A 20,140-nucleotide genomic window follows, 5' to 3' on the forward strand; every position below is an offset into this window, starting at 1 on the left:
GGCTTCCGCCAACGCGCAGCGTCTCGTAAGAAGTTTGACGCAAAGATAAGAAAGGAAGAAATGCTTAACCCAAGCGTATTGAATTATAAGCGATCGCCATCTCTTCTATAACCTGACTTTTCACGGCATCTGGAAAACCTCTCTCTAAATCTCTCTCCTAAAAGGAGAGAGACTTTGAATTTTCCCCCTTCCCGCGTCGGGAAGGGGGTTAGGGGGTTAGGTTTTTGGTGGACTTTTCCACATAACGTGAAATGTCAGCTTCTCTAACTCCCTTCTCCTCTCATGGGACGATGAACTAAACTATTTGCCATGCAATCATCAGCTATGAAACAAAACGTCAGCCGAGGTTTTTCATGGCATTAGAAGGAGTGATTTTAGATATTGATGGAACACTGGTTTTAAGTAATGATGCTCATGCAAATACCTGGGTAGAGGCATTTGCAGCTTATAACTTGGAAGTGCCATTTGAAACAGTTAGACCACTTATGGGCATGGGTGGAGATCAACTTATTCCCAAAGTAGTGCCAGAATTAAATGGTGAAGAAGGAACTGGCAAAGCGATCGCTCAACTCCGCAAAAAACTATTATTTGACAAATATATACCGCAAATCACTGCTGCTAATGGTAGCAGAAACTTAATATTAAAGATGCAAAAATCGGGATTACATCTGGTTGTTGCTAGTTCCGCGAGTTCTGAAGAACTCGATATTATGCTCAAAATTGCCCAAGTAGATGATTTGCTGTCGGAAGTCACTACATCCGATGATGCCGAAGCATCTAAACCTGCTCCTGACATTGTAGAAGCCGCCTTGAAGAAAGGGCAAATGACACCTGAAAAAGTCGTGATGCTAGGAGATTCGCCCTACGATATTGAGTCTGCCGGCAAAGCAGGGGTAGCTGTGATTGGTTTACGCTGCGGTGGCTTTAGCGATGAACAACTGTCGGGAGCGATCGCAATTTACAACGATCCAGAAGATTTACTACAGCACTATGACTCTTCTATTCTGGGTGCAAATGCTTAAATACTAAAACGGTACTAAAAGGGTAAGCGATCGCAGTCAATTCATCAACGAAGTTGTGCAATATTGTAAGCTGTTACGCATTAAAATTGCACATTAACTAATGAGGGTTGTCATTTGTTCTTTGTCCTTAGAAACACAAATGACTAATGACTAATGACTAATGACTAATGACTAATGACCGTCTGGAGTTTGTGCAATATATAGGCGCATTAGCTTATTACTCAAAAAGCCTTAGTCAATCTCAGAGAACATTAGACCTATCCTTAATATAAGCTTTGTGGGATAATCAACCAAGAATTAAGAAATATGTATATTGAATAATGACAAGTCCTCTGGCAAGAATTGAATCACATCCGCAAGAAGCAAAGCGATTAATCGGTATTGATTATGAGCAATTTTTAGCATTAGTAAGTTTAGCGGAAAAATGCCATTTAGAAAAACGTGCAGAAATCGAAAGGAATAAAACTCGTATTATTGCCCCTGGGGGTGGACGAAAACCGGAGATATCTTCAAAAGAAGGGATCTGCTTATGCCTAATTTATCTTAGACAAAAACCAATTTTTGAAATATTAGGTTTACTCTTTGACATCTCCAAAACAAAAGCTAATGATACATTTAATTATTGGGTAGAAATTTTAAGAGAAGTTTTACCAGCCTCTCAAATAGAAGAAGTAGAAAAAGATAGCAAAAAATATCAAAATTTACGTAAAATACTTGGTGAATACGAATTAATTGTAGATAGCGCAGAGCAAGCCATAGAAAGACCTATGGACTACCAAAACCAGAAACAATATTATTCTGGTAAGAAAAAAATGCACACTCTAAAAAATCAGTTTATTGTGCTGCCAAAGGGAGAAGATATTGTTGATGTATATGTTGGTAAATTAGGTAAAACAAGCGATATAGGTTTATTTCGAGAAACACGGCATAAATTCAATGTTGAACAAAAGTTTATTGGTGACAAAGCTTATATCGGAGATAATGCAATTACTACACCACATAAAAAACCCAAAAAATCAGAGATTTCACAACTGCAAAAAGAACAGAATAAACAATTATCTTCACGGAGAATTGGTGTTGAACACATGATATGTCGAGTGAAAATATTTCGAGTAGCGAGTGAGAAATTTCGTTTATCTCGTCATCGCTATAATCGGGTAATAATGGCAGTATGTGGACTTGTCAGATTGCGACTTAATTGCTCATGGTTTTTATCTGTTAATAATTGAGTTTATCGGGAAAAAATAAATTTTCACTCTTTCTATCTTTTCCTTGCTAACTGATAAATTAGCTCGATTAATTCCCCTAAAGCCTTATTCTTGCGTCCACCAAGCGCAAGCGATCGCAAGCCATTAAAATCGCTAAAAGCATTGTATAGTAAACATTTCAGATTTTTGGATAAGTCTATTTAAAAGAAGGAGCGATCCAACAGGCGGAACTTACAGCATTTTGCATCTAAATGAAGTACATCCTTTACCCCCCTCAATCCCCCCGATGTATTGGCTCGTAGCTTTTTTAAGGGGGGTTAGGGGGGATCAACAAGTGCCTAAAATTACAGCCATTCACTTTTAAAATATTCCCTGAGTAAGAGACAATGAATAAGACATCTGTCCTACGCTAATTATCCTATGGGGATAAAACACAGAGATGTCTCTAACAAAGCGGCTGGAAATTTTAGATTTAATTCGGGAACTTCGTCAGCAGCTCAATCTTTCTCAGAAACAGTTTGTTGCTAAAGTAGGAATTTCCTTCAAAACAGTCAACCGTTGGGAGAATGGACATACAGTCCCTTCACGGATAGCGCTAAAACTAATAGAAGAAATGTTACGGAAGATGGGTGAACCCGGCAAAAGACTGCTAAATCAGTATTTTCCAGAAGCAGAGTAGGGTTATGAGTCGTAAGGCGAAGCCATCTGAATCCCAAAACATCTTTTCTGGCAATAGAGACAAGGGCGCATTCATCCGGGAGAAACTCCGGCACTATGGTGTTGCCTTCCTATCCGTTGCCTTAGCACTGCGGGCAACCCTACTACTCAATCCATATCTCACTGCCACGCCTGCGGCACTGTTTTTTGGTGCGGTGATGGTGAGTGCCTGGTACGGGGGCTTAGGACCAGGGTTACTTGCAACCCTTTTGTCTACTTTTGCAGTTAATTACTTCTTTTTTAAGCCACTCCATCCGCAGAACATTACAGATCCAAATATTGTAGTTCCCTTGGTAGTGTTCATGCTGACAGCAGGGTTAATCAGCTGGCTTAATGAATCACACCGCACAGCCCAACGGCAAGCTGAGGCAAACCTAAAGTCACTACGCGAAAGCGAGGCCCGGTTTAGTCGCTTAACCGAGTCTAATATTATTGGGATGATTGTGGCCGATCTAAACGGCTTAATCATTGAAGCCAATGATGCCTTTCTAAAAATGCTCAATTATACCCGCGAGGATTTGCGCTCTGGTCGAATCCGCTGGGGCGAAATTGTTCCACTCGAATATATTGAGGTGAGCGAGCGAGGGATTCAAGAACTGACAATTACTGGGAGTTGTAAGCCCTTTGAGCAGGAATACATTCGCAAAGACGGCTCTCTAGTTTCCGTTCTAATTGGCTTTGCTAAACACGGAGATCGGACAATCATTGGTTTTGTTCTTGACTTAAGCGAACGCAAACAAGCCCAAGCAGAAGCCCAGCATCGCGCCCGCCAAGCAGAAGTTGCTCAGAGCATCCTGCAAATGCTCCTAGAACACGTCCCAGAGGGAATTACGATCGCTGGCGGCCCCCCTGATTTCCCAATCATCGCTAACAGCAAACTCGCGCAAAAACTTTTGGGCAAACCAAGTGAATCTCTCGTTGGCATATCTTCTGAGTCTTATGTTCAGCTCTACGGTCTGTTCCTAGCTGATGGTGTAACGCCCCTTACCTTAGAGCAACTACCTTTATACCGTGCTACGCGCTATGGAGAAACGATCTGCGATGAAGAATGCATCATTGAACGTCCAGATGGTACTACAATTACAGCGATCGCCAATGTCGTCCCAATTCGGGATTCTCAAGGTGAGATTATTGGTGCCATAGATTGCTGGCGCGATATCACCAACCGTAAACTCGTAGAAGAAGCACTGCGGCAACGAGAAACAGAACTTCGTTTAATTACAGATACGCTGCCAGTTCTGATTACTTTTGTAGATTCAGAACAACGCTACCGCTTCAACAATCGAGCCTATCAAGAGTGGTTTGGGCATCCAGCGGCAGAAGTTTATGGAAAGCATCTTTGGGAAGTTTTGGGTGAATCCGCTTATGAAGTGCTGCGTCCTTATGTGGAACAAGTACTAGCAGGAGTGCAGGTTACTTTTGAAAGTGAAGTTCCTTATCAAGATGGTGGGACACGTTACATTAATGCCATTTACGTTCCCCAGTTTAATAAAGAGGGAATTGTTGAAGGGTATGTGGCGTTAGTCACCGATATTAGCGAACAGCAAGCTGCGCTACGCGATCGCGCTCAGGCAGAAGCAGCACTGCGCGAAAGTGAATCCCGCTTTCGCCAGATGGCAGATACCGCCCCCGTACTGATTTGGATGTCCGGCACTGACAAACTTTGTGACTACTTTAATAAACCCTGGCTAGATTTTACCGGGCGGACTCTGGAGGAAGAGATCGGCAATGGGTGGACTGAAGGTGTTCATCCTGATGATTTTCAGTGTTGCTTGGATACATACAACAATGCTTTTGATGCCCGACAAAATTTTCAAATGGAATATCGCCTTAGACGCAATGATGGCGAATACCGTTGGCTTTTTGATACTGGTGTGCCTCGGCTTGCACCAACAGGGCAATTTCTTGGCTATATCGGCTCTTGTGTTGATATCCACGATCGCAAGTTGGCAGAAGAAGCGCTACGTGACAGTGAGGAACGGTACCGAATTTTAACGGAAGTCTCACCACAGGCTATTTGGATGGGCGATCGCGATGGTGGTATTACCTATTGCAATCAACACTGGTTAGACTATACCGGACTGACAATGAAGCAGACCACTGGCTATGGCTGGATTTATGCCATTCACCCCGATGACCGCGATCGCGTCTTGAAAACTTCCATGCAGGCTATTGCTAATGCTACAGACTACGAAGTCGAAATTCGCTTTCGTCAAGTTTCTGATGGTAGCTATCGTTGGCATATTGTCCGAGGTTTACCATTTCGAGATGCAGCCGGACAGATTATCAAATGGGTGGGCATTGCCAGCGACATTCACGCTCGCAAAGTTGCCGAAGCCGCTCTGCTACAACTCAACGAAATGCTAGAGCAACGGATTCAAGAGCGCACTGTCCAACTCGAAGCCGCCAATAAAGAACTTGAATCTTTCTCCTACTCAGTTTCTCACGACTTGCGGGCACCGCTGCGCCACATCGCCGGATTTGTAGAATTGCTTCAGAAACGCCATAACTCAACAACCTTAGATGAAAAGAGTCAGCGCTATTTAAAAATAATTGCCGAAACTGCCAAACAAGCAGGAATACTAATTGATGAGTTGCTGACATTTTCTCGTATGGGGCGCACCGAAATGCGCTACATCAACCTCAATATGGAGGAATTGGTACATGAGGTAAAACGCGATTTGATTGCAGAAACTCCAGGACGCACAATCCATTGGCACATCGAATCACTGCTAGAAGTGCAGGGCGATCCCTCCATGCTGCGGCTCGTGCTTCGCAACCTGATGGGCAATGCCGTAAAATATAGCCAGACTCGAAACCCAGCAGAAATTACTGTTGGCAGTATTGAGCATGAAAACGAAGTTATCTTTTTTGTACAAGATAACGGCGTAGGCTTTAATATGCAATATGTACACAAGCTATTCGGAGTATTTCAACGCCTGCATAGCGACCCACAATTTGAAGGCACTGGTGTTGGATTGGCAAACGTGCAACGCATTATTCATCGGCATAATGGTCGAGTTTGGGCAGAGGCTGTAGTTGACAGTGGCGCCACCTTTTATTTCTCGCTGCCTAAATTGTCCAACAAGGAGAGTGAATGAAAGAACTGAAGCGAATTCTGCTAATTGAAGACAGTGCCAACGATGCCGAGTTAATCCTAGCTGCCTTGTCAGAAAACCATCTCGCCAATGAAGTAGTGGTGGTACGTGATGGCGAAGAAGCACTAGATTATCTTTATCGCCGCGGGTTGTTCCGGTTGCGAATGGAAGGGTATCCTGTTGTAGTGTTGCTCGATTTGAAACTGCCTAAAGTTGATGGGTTAGAAGTCTTGGTACAACTAAAATCTGACCCAGTAATGCGAGTGATTCCAGTGGTGGTACTGACTTCTTCCCGCGAGGAGCCGGATTTAGTTCGCTGCTACGAGCTAGGGGTCAATGCTTATGTTGTGAAGCCAGTAGATTACCATGATTTTGTCGATTCTATTAAAGGTGTTGGCTTGTTTTGGGCAGTGATCAATCAGCCTCCCGTTGGTGCTTTACCGCCAGCGCCTCATCCTCAAAAGGAGAGCAACTGATGAATGTCCTGCGTTTCCTCCTTTTGGAAGATAGCCTGTTAGATGCAGAGCTTGCCCAAATGATATTAACCGAAGGGGGAATTAATTGCGAACTGATCCGAGTCGAAACCAGTGCTGATTTCCTAGCGGCTTTAGAAACAGAGACTTTCGATTTAATTCTTGCCGATTATGCCTTGCCATCTTTTAATGGAATTTTGGCTTTGGAAATTGCCCGAAATCGCACTCCAGAGGTTCCTTTTATCTTTGTTTCGGCTGTACTGGGTGAAGAATTAGCGATCGAAGCTTTGAAGAATGGTGCAACCGATTATGTATTAAAGCAACGACTAGGGCGGTTAGTTCCCTCAGTACAACGGGCATTGCGGGAAGCTAAAGAGCGCCGTGAGCGCAAGCAAGCAGAGGAATCTTTACAGAAAAGTGAAGCCAAGTATCGCCGAATTGTTGATACCTCTTATGAGGGAATCTGGATGATTGACTCTCAAACTCGAACAGAGTTCGTGAATCAGCGGATATCTCAGATGTTGGGTTATCCAGCAGCAGAAATGCTTGGTCGTTCTATATTTGATTTTATGGATCGGGCTGATGATATTGCAGGCGAAGCAAAACTGGAGTGGTTCAAGGGAGAAGAGAGCGATCTCAAAGAAGGGCGATTGCGCTGCCAGGATGGTTCGTACATCTGGACACTGATTTCTGCGAGAGCGATTTTGAATGAACAGGGTGAGTGCTTGGGTGCGATCGCCATGCTAACTGATATCACCGATCGCAAACGCACCGAATCAGAACGCGATCGCCTTTTGCAACTTGAGCAAAGAGCCAGGGCGGAAGCCGAGGCTGCTAACCGAATCAAAGATGAGTTTCTGGCGGTACTTTCTCACGAATTGCGATCGCCCTTGAATCCGATTCTCGGTTGGGCAAAACTGTTGCAGAGCCGGAAATTTGATGAGGCAGCGCTCAACAAAGCACTGAAAACTATTGAGCGCAATGCCAAATTACAAGCTCAACTAATTGAAGATTTACTAGATGTTTCTCGCATCCTCCAAGGCAAACTCAGCCTCAACATGATCCCAGTCGATCTGGTATCCACCATTGAAGCCGCAATGGAAACAGTGCATTTGGCAGCAGAGGCTAAAACTATTCAGATTGAGACAATGTTCGATCCAACTGTAGGGAAAGTTTTGGGCGATCCAGCCCGCTTACAGCAAGTTTTCTGGAACCTTCTATCGAATGCCGTCAAGTTTACTGAGACTGAGGGAAAAGTAAATGTGCGATTGGAGCGCATCGATACTCAGGCACAGATTACCATCAGCGATACAGGTAAAGGCATTCACCCTAATTTTCTACCTTATGTATTTGATTATTTCCGTCAGGGTGACAGTACAACAACTAGAAGGTTTGGTGGATTGGGGTTAGGTTTAGCGATCGCTCGTCACTTGATTGAGATGCACGGGGGAACAGTTTGGGCGGAAAGCCCTGGTGAGCAGCAGGGAGCGATCTTCACAGTTAGGTTGCCGCTAATCAAGGACACTGCAACAATCGAGGATGATACAAATACTGATTCCTCAACTGCCGCTTTTCCCTACTCTCCCCTCATGGGTTTACAAGTGCTGGTTGTGGATGACAATGATGATAGCCGCGACTTTTTCAGCTTTGTGCTAGAACAGTTTGGTGCGATCGTCACCGCAGTAGCATCAGGAAATGAAGCATTACAAGCACTAACCCAGTCAAAGCCAGATATCTTACTCAGCGATATTGGGATGCCAGAAATGAACGGCTATATGCTGATAGAACAGGTGCGGACTCTAGAAGCAAAAATCGGGGGAAAAAAGATGCCTGCGATCGCTCTGACTGCTTATGCAGGTGAAATAAATCAGCAATACGCACTAAGAGCAGGATTTCAACAGCACATTGTTAAACCTGTAGCACCAGAGGAATTGCTTATGGCGATTTCTAACTTAGTCCAATCTACTTAGGGTTTATGATCAACCTGAGTAATTAGATGAACTTGCTAAATGTTACAGATTTTAAACTATTCTTCACAAGTAATATAGCTTTTTTAATTGCCTGGAATACTCCGGGCGATCCAGAAAAATATTGTGTCAATACGGTTCGGTTAAGGTTTATTGATGAAAATTCTAGATTACAAAAACGCAATTTCTCACCGTCAAGACGAAAGACTGATTATTGTAGAGACGGCGATTCATCGCGTCTCTTGCCTTAACCGAACAGTGTTGCGCCCCTACAAATCTACAAATAATTTGGGATAATTTATTTTTTGCAAGTCCTGAACGCATATTTAACTTCACCAGACGTCTAATCATTCGTGAATAATCAGATCCCAAACTTCTCTCGAAAGTCGATAATCTTGTCGAGCGTGAATGATTCAGGATTGTTATATAGATAATTTTTATATAGTAGATTTAAAGGTTCGCCAATTTTATCCGTGTTTGTACTCTATCATAACTTTACGGATACTCTTAGAATCAACCTAAATTTACTTCCGTAAGGAGTCGGATATGAAGACTTATGACATGTCTTTCATAAAGACCAATGGACTCACGACTTTGTTGGCATTTGTCTCAGTTATATTTATTTTATCATTCACTCTAATTATATTATTTTTTGAAAATATTCAAGGATTTTCAAATCAAGAAAAAATTGAATACATCACTCAAGCATTAACAACAATTGCCATAATTATTGGGGGATTGGCATTAATTCTTAATGCTTACTATACCTCTAGACTCTCTCTGGATGAGAATCACAGCTTGTTAACGCAACTCCTGTCTGGAACAATAGCTTGGGATAACAATATCGTAAATTGTATCAATCAGACACCACTAGCTCCACAAGAAATTGTTTCTGAACGCTTTTCTAAAGCAATTGAACAACTGGGAAATGAAAAGATTGAAACGCGATTTGCCGCAATTTATGCTTTAGAACGAATTGCCAAGGATTCTCCGAAAGATCATTGGACAATCATGGAAATCCTCGCTGCTTTTATCCGCGAGAATGCCCCAGTGAATAGAGAATATGAGGATGAGTCGCTGCAATCATCAAAACTTCCTACAGATATTCAAACAGCCTTAACTGTCATTGGCAGACGCAATTCATCTAAAGATCCAGTCAATCAGAAACTCGATTTACGCAATACAGACCTCTGTAATGCAGACTTAACGGAAGCTAACCTCTCTAGAGCAATTTTCGTCGGGGCTAACTTGCAATGGGTCAATTTTACCAGAGTAAACCTCTCTGAAGCAGACTTATCTGTTACCTGTCTTTGTGGCTCAATCCTCTATGAAGCCAACCTGCAAAAAGCAATCCTCCCAGAAGCCAATCTTCAAGGCGCAGTTCTCAGAAAAGCGAACCTTTCTCAAGCCATCCTTTACGATGCCAACTTGGAAGGCACAGTTCTGTGTGATGCCAACTTAACAGGAGCAGTTCTTTGTGATGCCAACTTGGAAGGAGCAATCCTTTGTGATGCCAACTTGGAAGAAGTCAATTTCGAGGGTAGCAATCTCCAAGATACAAACCTAATTGGCAGTAACTTGCAAAGAGCAAAACTGGCTGGCGCTAATCTAGACAGTGCATTACTGAGTACAGCTAACCTCCAAGAAGCTAATTTCCAAGAAGCTAACCTCTGTGGAGCCAACTTGAGTGGCTCGGAAAATGTAGAATCACAGCAGATTGAACAGGCAATTGGCGATCGCACAACAATTTTACCGGAAAATTTGAAAATACCTCAACATTGGCGGTAATAACAAGCTAAAGTTTCAGCATCTAAAACTTGATTACACGATAGGGACGCACAGTTATGCGTCCCTATCGTGTTTAATTTAGTACCTAAAACTAAAAAATTGCCAAAAACCTGATAGATATTCTCTATCAGCCTAAATTTTCTGCAATTTAAATCACGAACAATTATGAAACGCCGAGAGGTTTTTAACACAGCTGCGATTGTCACTTCTAATAACATCAGGTAGTTTATAAGGCAATACGCTTGGCTTTGTGAAAAATTGTAGGTTGGGTGAAGCAAAGCGCAACCCAACAAATGGCAGAGAAATCAAACCCATCGCCACCACAGTCGCCGCCACTACCCCAGTAGTTGCTGCTAAGAGCGCCCCCACCAAAATCACAGCTAAAGCCAGTCCGCCGCGCAAGCGTCCCAACAAGAAAACTAAATCAAAAATATACCCATTGAGATTCTATGTAGGCGTTGGAGGTGAAGTTGTTACCGCTAATTCTTCCGAGATATCGCCCGATAACATTCCACACGCCAAGTACAATTATTACTAGCACTAGTCAACTGGTAAATCGACCAATGCGTTCAGTGCAATTATCAATAATATTTGATATTCTTAATAATTTTTCCAATAGTTATTTTACCTCTTGAATTGCTGTAAAAGACTTCTCTGTAGTTTTAAGGGTTTGTAGTAAGCACTTTAGTGCTTAGAAAATAAGGACTAAAGTCCTTACTACTAACTTGCTTACCCATGAATTTCAAATTGACAGACCACTAGCCTTAATTCCAAAAAATCGTCTATGTGGTTTCACTAATGCCAATCTACCAACTCATCTGCTAGAGATTCTAAAGGTTTACTGTTATATAAGCAATGCTTGCTAGAGTCTGGAGTGCATCAATTGTGGGCATCGATGCCGTCAAAGTCGGCGTGGAAGTCGATGTGTCAGGGGGATTACCGGGAATTGTTGTCTTGGGACTGCCAGATTCAGCGATTCAAGAATCAAGAGAAAGAGTCAAAGCAACTTTGAAAAATACTGGCTTTGCCTTTCCGATGCGAAAGATAGTAATTAATTTAACTCCGGCAGATTTACGCAAAGAAGGCCCCTGTTTCGATTTACCTATTAGTGTGGGAATTTTGGCGGCTTCTGAGCAAGTTAGCGCTGATTTGTTGGGGGATTATCTATTTTTGGGCGAAGTCTCTTTGGATGGCAGTTTGCGTCCGGTGGCTGGTGTATTACCCATCGCCGCAGCAGCCCAAAAGATGGGAATTGCAGGTTTAGTTCTCCCTGCTGATAATGCTCAAGAAGCAGCAGTGGTTGAAGATTTGGCTGTTTACGGCTGCAAGCATTTGTCTGAGGTGGTGGATTTTTTAAATAATCCGGGGCGTTACAAACCTGTACAGATAGATAGTACAACACAGACAACAACAGTATCCTACCCTGGCGCAGATTTGCATGATGTGAAAGGACAAGCTCATGGGCGTCGTGCTTTAGAAATTGCTGCGGCTGGTGGACATAATCTCATTTTTGTCGGGCCGCCTGGTAGTGGGAAGACGATGCTAGCACGGCGCTTACCCGGAATTTTACCGCCCTTAAGCTTTGCCGAATCTCTAGAAGTGACTCGCATTCATTCGGTAGCTGGTTTATTGAAAAATCGTGGTACATTGGTACGCGATCGCCCTTTTCGCAGTCCCCACCACTCGGCATCCGGGCCTTCTCTGGTGGGTGGTGGTAGCTTCCCTCGTCCTGGAGAAATCTCACTATCTCATAGGGGTGTGCTGTTCCTGGATGAGCTGACAGAATTTAAACGAGATGTGCTGGAATTTCTGCGTCAACCTCTAGAAGATGGCTATGTGACAATTTCTCGCACCAAATTATCGGTGACGTTTCCCGCGCAGTTTACTTTGGTGGCGAGTACTAATCCCTGCCCTTGCGGCTACTATGGCGATACCATCCAACAATGTACTTGTTCTCCTCGGCAACGTGAGCAATATTGGGCAAAACTTTCTGGGCCGTTGATGGATCGAATTGATTTACAAGTTGCAGTGAATCGCTTGAAACCAGAAGAAATTACCCAACAACCCACGGGAGAAGCATCAATATCAGTACGCGAACGAGTGCAACAAGCAAGCGATCGCGCAATTACCCGTTTCCAAGGAGAAACAAATCTGCGTTGCAATGCCCACATGCAAAGTCGTCATCTCCAGAAATGGTGTAAGTTAGATGATGCTAGCCGCAATTTATTAGAAGCAGCAATTAGAAAATTAGGTTTATCGGCAAGAGCAAGCGATCGCATTCTCAAAGTAGCACGGACTATTGCAGATTTAGCAGGAGAAGATGAGCTAAAAACCAATCATGTAGCGGAAGCAATTCAATATCGCACAATCGATAGAATGCAGTAAAAGTTTTTGGCGTTGCTGAATGAGAGTAGGAATTAGCGTCACGCTTTAGACGCAGCGAAAAATCCAAAGCTCAGGCTTCAATAGTTAAGTAAGCAGACGTAATTAAATGTAAAATAAAACTTCTGTTCGTAGTGAGCGATAAATCGCTCAATATAAGGTTATCAAGGACTAAAGCCGCTCACTACGAGCTTTGATTTAAGCCCTTGTACTTACCAAAAAGCTGGAAAATATTTATGGTTCAAACTTGGCTGTGGATTGGTGTCATCAGTATGGCGCTGGGTTCTGCTTTTTTCGGCGTAGGCGGACACAATGGTAAAAACGAACGCTGGAAGATACTGTATACACTTAATTTTTTCATTTGCTTGATTGCTAGTGGGCTGTACTTAGCAATGGCATTCGGTCAAGGAGTTAACATCATCAACGATCGTCCAACTTATTGGGTGCGATTTGTCACTTGGTTTTGCTCAACGCCACTGTTGTTGTTGGATCTGACTTTCTTGGGAAAAACCAGTCTGCTGATTACAAGTAGCTTGTTAGGATCAAACGCCTATATGCTTGCCACTGGCTTCCTTGCCACAGTTACACCCAAGCCGATCAGCTACATCTGGTATATTGTGAGTTGTGGTGCTTACGTGGCGGTTTTCTACTTATTAGTCAAGCCCTACCGGATCGAGGCAGAACGCAAACATCCTAGATCCAAGCAAGCATTTCGCAAGCTGGTAACTGTGCATCTGGTGCTGTGGACACTCTATCCAATTGTCTGGATTCTTAGTCCAGAATGGTTTAACGTTTTTGGTCAAGGCGGGGAAACAATGGGTTATACGCTACTAGATATTGCCTCTAAAGTCGGGTTTGGTTTTCTATCGTTAAACACCTTACGTAATTTAGAACAGGCAGGAGAATCGGTTACTGAATCGGAACCGTTATATCAGTAAGTATAAATTTTCAGTCCGATGCTTTAGATAGTTAACCGATAAAGAAACCCCGAATTTTAACGAAAGGATATTAGATGAATCAATCAAGGTATTATGCGATCGCTGCCACTGCATTTTATATGCTAAAGCGATCGCACTACCTATTCTCTACCAAAAAGCAAATTCTTTATAGATATTCCCGTCATATAAATTACCGACTCTGCTAAATTCCTCCCCAAGAACGCTTCACAAATATCCTTGGGGGGATGTCGCAACTTAGGAAATCAGTATCCAATATATCAGGGACTAAGCGATATCCCCTACAAGGAGACTGATTGAATGAATTTGCAAGAAATTTGGAAGTTATTACAAGAGACGTTCAAAGAATGGAGTGACGATAAAGCCTCACGGTTAGCGGCAGCGTTAGCTTATTACACGATTTTTTCTATTGCACCATTGCTAATTATTGTAATTGCGATCGCAGGTGCAGTATTTGGAGAGGAGGCGGCAAGAGGTCAAATTGTCGGACAAATTCAAGGTTTAGTCGGGGTAGATGGCGCAAAGTTTCTCGAAACAGCTATCAAAAATGCTAACCAACCAAAGACAGGAGCGATCGCTTCCATCATTAGTGTCCTAGTTCTCCTAGTGGGTGCTACAGGCTTATTTACTGAGTTGCAAGATGCCATGAACACGATTTGGGAAGTGAAACCCAAACCTGGACGTGGCATAAATAACATGATTCGCCTCCGCGTTTTGTCCTTTGCAATGGTGATCGGAATTGGCTTTTTACTTTTAGTTTCTCTAGTAATTAGTACGATATTAGCAACATTAGTAACATACTTTAGTAATTTGTTACCAGGTTTCGATTTCATCTGGCAGATTGCCAATTTAATCATATCTTTTGCAATCACAACAGTGCTGTTCGGACTAATTTTCAAAGTTCTACCAGATGTCAAAATTGCATGGAGTGATGTTTTAGTTGGGGCTGCTCTCACCTCAGTTTTGTTCTCTATTGGGAGATTTTTATTAGGACAATATTTGGGTAATGGCAGCTTTGGATCGACATACGGTGCTGCTGGTTCACTGGTGGTAATTTTAGCTTGGGTTAACTATGCCGCACAGATTCTTTTCTTCGGTGCAGAATTTACTCAAGTTTATTCCCGAAGGCATGGAAGCGGTATAGTTCCAACTAAAAATGCTGTACATATATCTGATGACACAAACTATAATGGCAAGGCTCCAAGAGAACAAGCATCAACTAATAAAAAGCCATCTTCTCGCTTTATTAATCGCTTCTTTCAGTATTTTAGAAAGCCCAAACGCTTAAAGCAGAGAAGAAAAAATCAGCGATTTTAATCCTTGATTACTGGAGATTTATATTTGTAAATCTGATAGATATTAAAGTATCTAATATCCAGCCCAGCTAATTAGTTATTCTTGCCACACTTGATGAGTAGAGTATTCAGGAATTCTGAATTCTGACTCCTTTTTATACTGGATTTTTTCCAGAATTCTATTGAACAAGGAAGAAAATCAGTGCTAATGGAAAAATGGTTTTTTATCAATTGGCAAGCAATTTTTATTCCTAGCATCAGCATCTTTGAGTTGATTATCCGCGGATCGCTAGTCTACTTAGCGCTGTTTTCAGTGCTAAGACTACTTCCTAGCCGACAATTAGGAACATTAGGAATTACTGATTTACTCGTAGTTGTACTATTTGCGGAAGCTGCTCAAAATGCTATGGCAAGTAATTACACATCAATTACTGAAGGCGCTATCCTGGTAGGAACAGTGATTTTTTGGAGTTACTTGCTGAACTGGTTGGGTTACAAACTTCCCCAGTTCCAACGTTTCTTGAATCCGCCACCGTTGCTACTGGTAAAAAATGGGCGGATGATTGAGCGCCATCTGCAACGAGAGTTAATTACAGATGATGAGTTGATGAGCAAGTTACGTCAGCAAGGTGTAGAATTTTTAGCTGATGTGAAGTTCGCGTATATAGAGGCTGACGGCAGGATTAGTATTATCATGTCCGATTCAAAAACTAGTTCCGTCCCTGAGCAAAAAGTAGCGTTAAAAAGCGATCTACATTAATTAGACTGTAAAATATGACGGTTGTATTCTGTGCCGAACTGTGATTGAGCGTTATACTTTACCCGAAATGGCTAATCTGTGGAGTGAAGCCTATAAACTAAAAACTTGGTTGCAAGTGGAAATTGCTGTTTGTGAGGCTCAAGCTGAACTTGGTTACATTCCATCTGAGGCTGTTGAAGAAATTAAGGCCAAGGCAGATTTTGATCCAAAGCGGGTGCTGGAAATTGAGGCTGTAGTCCGCCACGATGTCATTGCTTTCTTGACAAATGTCAATGAATATGTTGGTGATGCCGGACGCTACATTCACCTGGGTTTAACTAGTTCGGATGTTTTGGATACGGCTTTAGCACTGCAATTAGTTGCCAGCCTGGATATATTATTGCAACGTTTGGAAGATTTGATTCAGGTAATTCGCCAAAAAGCACGAGAACATCGTCATACAGTGATGGCTGGACGATCGCACGGTATTCACGCTGAACCAATTACTTTTGGTTTTAAACTAGCTGGTTGGTTAGCAGAAGTCTTGCGACACCAAGAACGCCTGAGAATACTCCGTCAAACGATCGCTGTCGGTAAAATTTCTGGTGCAGTGGGAACCTATGCCAATATTGAACCGCGTGTAGAAGCGATCGCTTGCCAGAAACTCGGACTCGAACCTGATACAGCCTCAACCCAAGTTATTTCCCGCGATCGCCACGCCGACTACGTGCAACAATTAGCTTTGGTAGCCGCAACCATCGATCGCTTTGCTGTAGAAATTCGCAACCTGCAAAAAACAGACGTTTTGGAAGTTGAAGAATTCTTCGCCAAAGGTCAAAAAGGTTCCTCAGCCATGCCACACAAGCGCAACCCCATCCGTTCGGAACGACTGACAGGAATGGCACGACTCGTCAGAAGTCATGCCGGTGCAGCTTTAGAAAACGTTGCTTTATGGCATGAGCGAGACATTTCCCACAGTTCTGTAGAACGGGTAATTTTGCCAGATGCTTGTACTTTGACCCACTTTATGTTGTCAGAAATAACTGATTTGGTAAAAAACCTGTTGGTGTATCCTGAGAACATGAAACGGAATCTCAACTGTTACGGCGGCGTTGTGTTCAGCCAAAAAGTGCTACTGGCTTTAATAGACAAGGGAAGTAGCCGAGAAGAGGCTTATGCGATCGTTCAAGAAAGCGCTCACGCTGCTTGGAATCAGCCAGAAGGAAATTTCCAAGACTTGATTAGCAAAGATCCGCGTGTTACCCAAAAATTGTCTTCGGCAGAACTAGAGGTTTGTTTCGACCCCCAGCAACATCTGCGGCATTTAGAAGAAGTTTACCAACGATTAGGTATTTAGAATTAATTTGCTTGTAGTAAGCGTTTAACCGCTTACTACAAACCTGTTACCCCAAAAAATACGCAGATATTATCAAAAAAGAAATTTCAAGTTATCGCTCTTCCATCAGTCTTGGGAAAAGCAATCGCTGCAAGGCTTACGAGACTTCGGTTTTCAGGCTTTAGCTAGATTTTTGAATTTTTATTAGAAATTGAAGAAGAATTCAGAAGTCAGAATGGGCTAAACGCCCCGCTACCGCTAACAGGAGTCAGAATCAAGACGCTCTCTACGAGACGCTAAAAGCGTAGCTTGCTTCTCTGTAAGAGTACGAGTACTCGCTTGCCGCCGGCGCTATCCACTTTTTCGTTCAGAATTCAATTCTGTTAGCGGATAGCTAAGGTTTAGCCCATTCTGACTCCTGACTCCTGAATTCTGTTTTGATAAAGATACCAACAAAATTTAATATTGCAATCTGTTTGATGCTCGAATTATTGCCAGCACTGGGTAGTATACATAACAAATACTTAGTTATTTATTAATATTACGAGTGCTTTGATGATTGAAATCCTAGCCACACTTTCTGCCTCTGCGGCAGCAGGAATGAGAATAGGCATACCTTTGCTAATTATTGGATTATTGCAGGGTAGCAACTTGTGGTCACAAGTTCCAATTTTATCTCACATTTCTCCACCAATATTATTATGTTGCCTCACCAGTTGGTCATTAATTGAATTATTAGTCTCAAAAAAGCTCTGGGGGCAAAGATTGCTCCAAGTGGTTCAGTTATTCATGTCTCCCCTTGTAGGCGCAATTATGGGGTTAGGAGTAGCTACAGCAACAGCAACCCCAAACTGGCTGATTGCCATAATTGGAGGTTTATTAGCTTTGGTACTCCAGCTCGTCCAAATTGGTTGGTTCTATCGATTACGTGGCTTACCGTTGTGGGCAGTCTTCCTTCAAGATACCTTGTGCATTGCTCTAGTACTATTTGCCTTTGATGCTCCTTGGCAAGGAGGAGTAATTGCTTTAATACTGCTCTGGTTTGCAGTTCGTAGTGCGAAGCAGTGGTATGACTGGTATCGGCGTAACTAGGGATTGGGGATTGGGGATTGGTGATTGGGGATTTGTGATTATTCTTCCCTTGCCTCTCCTACTCCTTTTCGCCTTTCCCTCAGCTTCTTTCCCAGTCCCCAGTCCCTAGCCCCCAGTCCCCAATACTCTTTACTGCAAAAGCCCAATCATGTGCAAAAAGCCGTGACCGGTAATCAGCTCTACGATTAAGGCAATAAAACCCAGCATCGCAATCCGACCATTCCATACCTCAGCACTAGTCGTCAGACCCCACTCCCAACGCTCTTGAGGGTACATCTTTACCATTTTTTTCATTTGGGCAGCTTGCGAAAGCTTGAAACTGGGGTTTCTCAGTGCATCAATCACTAATTCAGCTAGTGCATTAATAAATACTGGATGGGTATTGGGAGCCGGTACGCGGCGGAAGTTGTGAATTCCTGCTTCTTCGGCTACTTCTCGATACTCAATATCAATTTCTTGTAGTGTCTCGATATGCTCTGAGACAAAACTGATTGGCACGACAACCAAATCTTTCACGCCTCCTGCGCCTAGTTCTTTGAGGGCATCTTCAGTATAGGGTTGCAGCCATTCTACTGGGCCGACACGACTTTGGTAAGCTAAGGTATGGGCATTGGGTCGATTGAGAGTCTGCATAATCAACGCAGTACATTCTTCAATTTCCACCTGGTAAGGGTCGCCTGCTTCTTCAACGTAGCTTTTCGGAACGCCGTGAGCGCTGAAGAATATATGAACATCATCCGGGTTAGGGTACTGCTCAAGTTCCTGAGCTATGAGTTGCGCCATTGCTTGAAGATAGCCTGGTTGTTTATACCAAGAAGGAATGACGGTGTAATCAATCGGTTGAAGTTTTGGATCTTCTTGCCAAAGCTTATCTAAAAGCCGGAAGCTGGAACCACTGGTACTGATAGAAAACTGGGGATATAGTGGTAATATTACCAGATGTTCTACCTTATCTTGGGTAATCTGTGCGATCGCTTCTTCTGTATAGGGATGCCAATAACGCATTCCCACGTAAATATTAACTTCTTGCCCCAAAAAACCTAACTGTTCTCTTAAAGCTTCCCCTTGGGCTTCTGTAATCCGCCGCAATGGGGAACCGCCACCGATTTGCTTATAATTTTCTTGAGATGTTCTGGTTCGCCGCGTGGCAATAAACCAGGCTAGGGGCTTTTGCAACCAGCGAAATGGTAGGCGAATAATTTCCGGATCGGAAAATAGATTGTACAAAAACGGCCCAACATCTTCTAGCTTATCAGGGCCACCGAGATTGAGTAATAAGACGCCTACACGACCCATAGCAGTTACTTTCCCCCAATCTTTTCAGGTTTTTTACTAATGTTAACAATATATCTTTATTAAATATAAAGCTTAATAGCAAGGAAATATGCAATGGCAACAATTTTAAGAGATTGGAGTTACCGTTATCAGTGGTTATATGATGGTATCTCTCGTTTAGCAGCCTTAAGTGTAGGTGGTGAAGCGCGTTTTCGGCAACTTGCTTTGCAAGGCTTAACAATTCACTCAGATTCTCAGGTTTTAGATTTATGTTGTGGGAGTGGTCAAACAACGGAGTTTTTAGTAAAAACTTCACAAAACGTAACAGGATTGGATGCTTCACCTAAGTCTTTGCAACGGGCGCGGCTAAATGTACCGGAAGCTTCTTATGTAGAAGCTTTTGCCGAGGAGATGCCTTTTGCAGATAATTTGTTTGATGTGGTGCATACCAGCGTTGCATTACACGAGATGCAGCCTCAGCAATTACGAAAAATTATTAATGAAGTTTATCGGGTGCTGAAGCCAGGAGGAGTGTTTACGTTGGTGGATTTTCACGCTCCCACAAATCCGATATTTTGGCCTGGTATATCGGTGTTTTTGTTGTTGTTTGAGACGGAAACAGCTTGGGAATTGTTGAAAACTGATTTAGCTGAGTTGTTAGCTAAGACTGGCTTTGAAGTGAGTAAGTCTACTTTATATGCAGGTGGCAGTTTGCAAGTGATACAGGCGAATAAATGAACAATACTACTTTATTAATGGCAGCTAAGAGACTCTGCTATTAATAAAGTAGAG

General features: G+C 42.8%; 18 protein-coding genes. 16 read left to right on the forward strand and 2 right to left on the reverse strand.

Annotated features, from left to right (window positions below):
- The first annotated feature begins 353 nt into the window (after positions 1 to 353).
- The 8 genes from CDG76_RS18465 to CDG76_RS18495 all read left to right on the forward strand — a co-directional run bounded on the left by CDG76_RS18465 (position 354) and on the right by CDG76_RS18495 (position 10,273).
- Complete coding sequence (locus CDG76_RS18465; protein ID WP_094350405.1) at positions 354 to 1,022, forward strand: HAD family hydrolase; 669 nt, start codon at positions 354 to 356, stop codon at positions 1,020 to 1,022.
- A 320-nt stretch (positions 1,023 to 1,342) separates the two neighbouring features.
- Positions 1,343 to 2,251 (forward strand): transposase family protein, encoded by a 909-nt coding sequence (locus CDG76_RS18470; RefSeq protein ID WP_094348222.1) that lies wholly within the window; start codon positions 1,343 to 1,345, stop codon positions 2,249 to 2,251.
- 418 nt (positions 2,252 to 2,669) lie between these two features.
- Positions 2,670 to 2,909 carry a helix-turn-helix domain-containing protein gene (locus CDG76_RS18475; RefSeq protein ID WP_094350406.1) on the forward strand — a complete coding sequence of 80 codons (240 nt, stop codon included), beginning with the start codon at positions 2,670 to 2,672 and terminating at the stop codon, positions 2,907 to 2,909.
- 4 nt (positions 2,910 to 2,913) lie between these two features.
- Positions 2,914 to 6,048 carry a PAS domain S-box protein gene (locus tag CDG76_RS18480; protein WP_094350407.1) on the forward strand — a complete coding sequence of 1,045 codons (3,135 nt, stop codon included), beginning with the start codon at positions 2,914 to 2,916 and terminating at the stop codon, positions 6,046 to 6,048.
- A complete protein-coding gene (locus CDG76_RS18485) occupies positions 6,045 to 6,521 on the forward strand; it encodes a response regulator (protein ID WP_094350408.1) in 477 nt (158 codons plus the stop codon). The genes CDG76_RS18480 and CDG76_RS18485 overlap by 4 nt, the downstream gene beginning before the upstream one ends.
- Positions 6,521 to 8,488: a hybrid sensor histidine kinase/response regulator gene (locus CDG76_RS18490; protein WP_094350409.1), complete on the forward strand. Its 1,968-nt coding sequence runs from the start codon at positions 6,521 to 6,523 to the stop codon at positions 8,486 to 8,488. The genes CDG76_RS18485 and CDG76_RS18490 overlap by 1 nt, the downstream gene beginning before the upstream one ends.
- A 153-nt stretch (positions 8,489 to 8,641) precedes the next feature.
- Positions 8,642 to 8,782, forward strand: coding sequence for a hypothetical protein (locus tag CDG76_RS37440; RefSeq protein ID WP_190240894.1), 141 nt, complete (start codon positions 8,642 to 8,644; stop codon positions 8,780 to 8,782).
- Positions 8,783 to 9,046: 264 nt separating this feature from the next.
- Positions 9,047 to 10,273, forward strand: a complete 1,227-nt coding sequence (locus tag CDG76_RS18495; protein ID WP_094350410.1) for a pentapeptide repeat-containing protein — start codon at positions 9,047 to 9,049, stop codon at positions 10,271 to 10,273.
- Between the two features lie 153 nt (positions 10,274 to 10,426).
- Here the strand turns inward: CDG76_RS18495 and CDG76_RS39655 are convergent, their stop codons facing one another.
- The gene (locus tag CDG76_RS39655; RefSeq protein ID WP_317616128.1) at positions 10,427 to 10,651 is read right to left on the reverse strand and encodes a hypothetical protein; all 225 of its coding nucleotides are present in this window, start codon (positions 10,649 to 10,651) and stop codon (positions 10,427 to 10,429) included.
- 477 nt (positions 10,652 to 11,128) lie between these two features.
- Between CDG76_RS39655 and CDG76_RS18505 the strand changes: the two genes are divergently transcribed.
- The 7 genes from CDG76_RS18505 (at position 11,129) to CDG76_RS18530 (ending at position 18,073) form a co-directional block, all read left to right on the forward strand.
- The gene (locus CDG76_RS18505; protein WP_094350411.1) at positions 11,129 to 12,658 is read left to right on the forward strand and encodes a YifB family Mg chelatase-like AAA ATPase; all 1,530 of its coding nucleotides are present in this window, start codon (positions 11,129 to 11,131) and stop codon (positions 12,656 to 12,658) included.
- 233 nt (positions 12,659 to 12,891) lie between these two features.
- Positions 12,892 to 13,593 carry a bacteriorhodopsin gene (locus tag CDG76_RS18510; protein WP_094350412.1) on the forward strand — a complete coding sequence of 234 codons (702 nt, stop codon included), beginning with the start codon at positions 12,892 to 12,894 and terminating at the stop codon, positions 13,591 to 13,593.
- 74 nt (positions 13,594 to 13,667) lie between these two features.
- On the forward strand, positions 13,668 to 13,799 hold the full coding sequence (locus CDG76_RS39135) for a hypothetical protein (RefSeq protein ID WP_262984337.1): 132 nt from the start codon (positions 13,668 to 13,670) through the stop codon (positions 13,797 to 13,799).
- Between the two features lie 112 nt (positions 13,800 to 13,911).
- Positions 13,912 to 14,928: a YihY/virulence factor BrkB family protein gene (locus CDG76_RS18515; RefSeq protein ID WP_094350413.1), complete on the forward strand. Its 1,017-nt coding sequence runs from the start codon at positions 13,912 to 13,914 to the stop codon at positions 14,926 to 14,928.
- 186 nt (positions 14,929 to 15,114) lie between these two features.
- Positions 15,115 to 15,666, forward strand: coding sequence for a DUF421 domain-containing protein (locus tag CDG76_RS18520; RefSeq protein ID WP_094350414.1), 552 nt, complete (start codon positions 15,115 to 15,117; stop codon positions 15,664 to 15,666).
- Between the two features lie 40 nt (positions 15,667 to 15,706).
- A complete protein-coding gene (gene purB, locus CDG76_RS18525) occupies positions 15,707 to 17,002 on the forward strand; it encodes an adenylosuccinate lyase (protein WP_094350415.1) in 1,296 nt (431 codons plus the stop codon).
- A gap of 534 nt (positions 17,003 to 17,536) precedes the next feature.
- Positions 17,537 to 18,073 (forward strand): DUF4126 domain-containing protein, encoded by a 537-nt coding sequence (locus CDG76_RS18530; protein ID WP_094350416.1) that lies wholly within the window; start codon positions 17,537 to 17,539, stop codon positions 18,071 to 18,073.
- Between the two features lie 129 nt (positions 18,074 to 18,202).
- Here CDG76_RS18530 and hemH read toward each other — a convergent pair whose 3' ends face one another.
- Complete coding sequence (gene hemH, locus CDG76_RS18535) at positions 18,203 to 19,369, reverse strand: ferrochelatase (protein WP_094350417.1); 1,167 nt, start codon at positions 19,367 to 19,369, stop codon at positions 18,203 to 18,205.
- Between the two features lie 93 nt (positions 19,370 to 19,462).
- Here hemH and CDG76_RS18540 point away from each other — a divergent pair, with 93 nt between their 5' ends.
- Positions 19,463 to 20,086, forward strand: coding sequence for a class I SAM-dependent methyltransferase (locus CDG76_RS18540; protein ID WP_094350418.1), 624 nt, complete (start codon positions 19,463 to 19,465; stop codon positions 20,084 to 20,086).
- Positions 20,087 to 20,140 lie beyond the last annotated feature (54 nt).

It is taken from the genome of Nostoc sp. 'Peltigera membranacea cyanobiont' 210A (genome assembly GCF_002246015.1).
Lineage (GTDB): Bacteria > Cyanobacteriota > Cyanobacteriia > Cyanobacteriales > Nostocaceae > Nostoc.

Coding starts and splice junctions, on each gene's coding strand:
- CDG76_RS18465 (WP_094350405.1), top strand. CDS start 354: ATGGCATTAGAAGGAGTGATTTTAGATATTGATGGAACACTGGTTTTA.
- CDG76_RS18470 (WP_094348222.1), top strand. CDS start 1,343: ATGACAAGTCCTCTGGCAAGAATTGAATCACATCCGCAAGAAGCAAAG.
- CDG76_RS18475 (WP_094350406.1), top strand. CDS start 2,670: ATGTCTCTAACAAAGCGGCTGGAAATTTTAGATTTAATTCGGGAACTT.
- CDG76_RS18480 (WP_094350407.1), top strand. CDS start 2,914: ATGAGTCGTAAGGCGAAGCCATCTGAATCCCAAAACATCTTTTCTGGC.
- CDG76_RS18485 (WP_094350408.1), top strand. CDS start 6,045: ATGAAAGAACTGAAGCGAATTCTGCTAATTGAAGACAGTGCCAACGAT.
- CDG76_RS18490 (WP_094350409.1), top strand. CDS start 6,521: ATGAATGTCCTGCGTTTCCTCCTTTTGGAAGATAGCCTGTTAGATGCA.
- CDG76_RS37440 (WP_190240894.1), top strand. CDS start 8,642: ATGAAAATTCTAGATTACAAAAACGCAATTTCTCACCGTCAAGACGAA.
- CDG76_RS18495 (WP_094350410.1), top strand. CDS start 9,047: ATGTCTTTCATAAAGACCAATGGACTCACGACTTTGTTGGCATTTGTC.
- CDG76_RS18505 (WP_094350411.1), top strand. CDS start 11,129: ATGCTTGCTAGAGTCTGGAGTGCATCAATTGTGGGCATCGATGCCGTC.
- CDG76_RS18510 (WP_094350412.1), top strand. CDS start 12,892: ATGGTTCAAACTTGGCTGTGGATTGGTGTCATCAGTATGGCGCTGGGT.
- CDG76_RS39135 (WP_262984337.1), top strand. CDS start 13,668: ATGAATCAATCAAGGTATTATGCGATCGCTGCCACTGCATTTTATATG.
- CDG76_RS18515 (WP_094350413.1), top strand. CDS start 13,912: ATGAATTTGCAAGAAATTTGGAAGTTATTACAAGAGACGTTCAAAGAA.
- CDG76_RS18520 (WP_094350414.1), top strand. CDS start 15,115: ATGGAAAAATGGTTTTTTATCAATTGGCAAGCAATTTTTATTCCTAGC.
- CDG76_RS18530 (WP_094350416.1), top strand. CDS start 17,537: ATGATTGAAATCCTAGCCACACTTTCTGCCTCTGCGGCAGCAGGAATG.
- hemH (WP_094350417.1), bottom strand. CDS start 19,369: ATGGGTCGTGTAGGCGTCTTATTACTCAATCTCGGTGGCCCTGATAAG.
- CDG76_RS18540 (WP_094350418.1), top strand. CDS start 19,463: ATGGCAACAATTTTAAGAGATTGGAGTTACCGTTATCAGTGGTTATAT.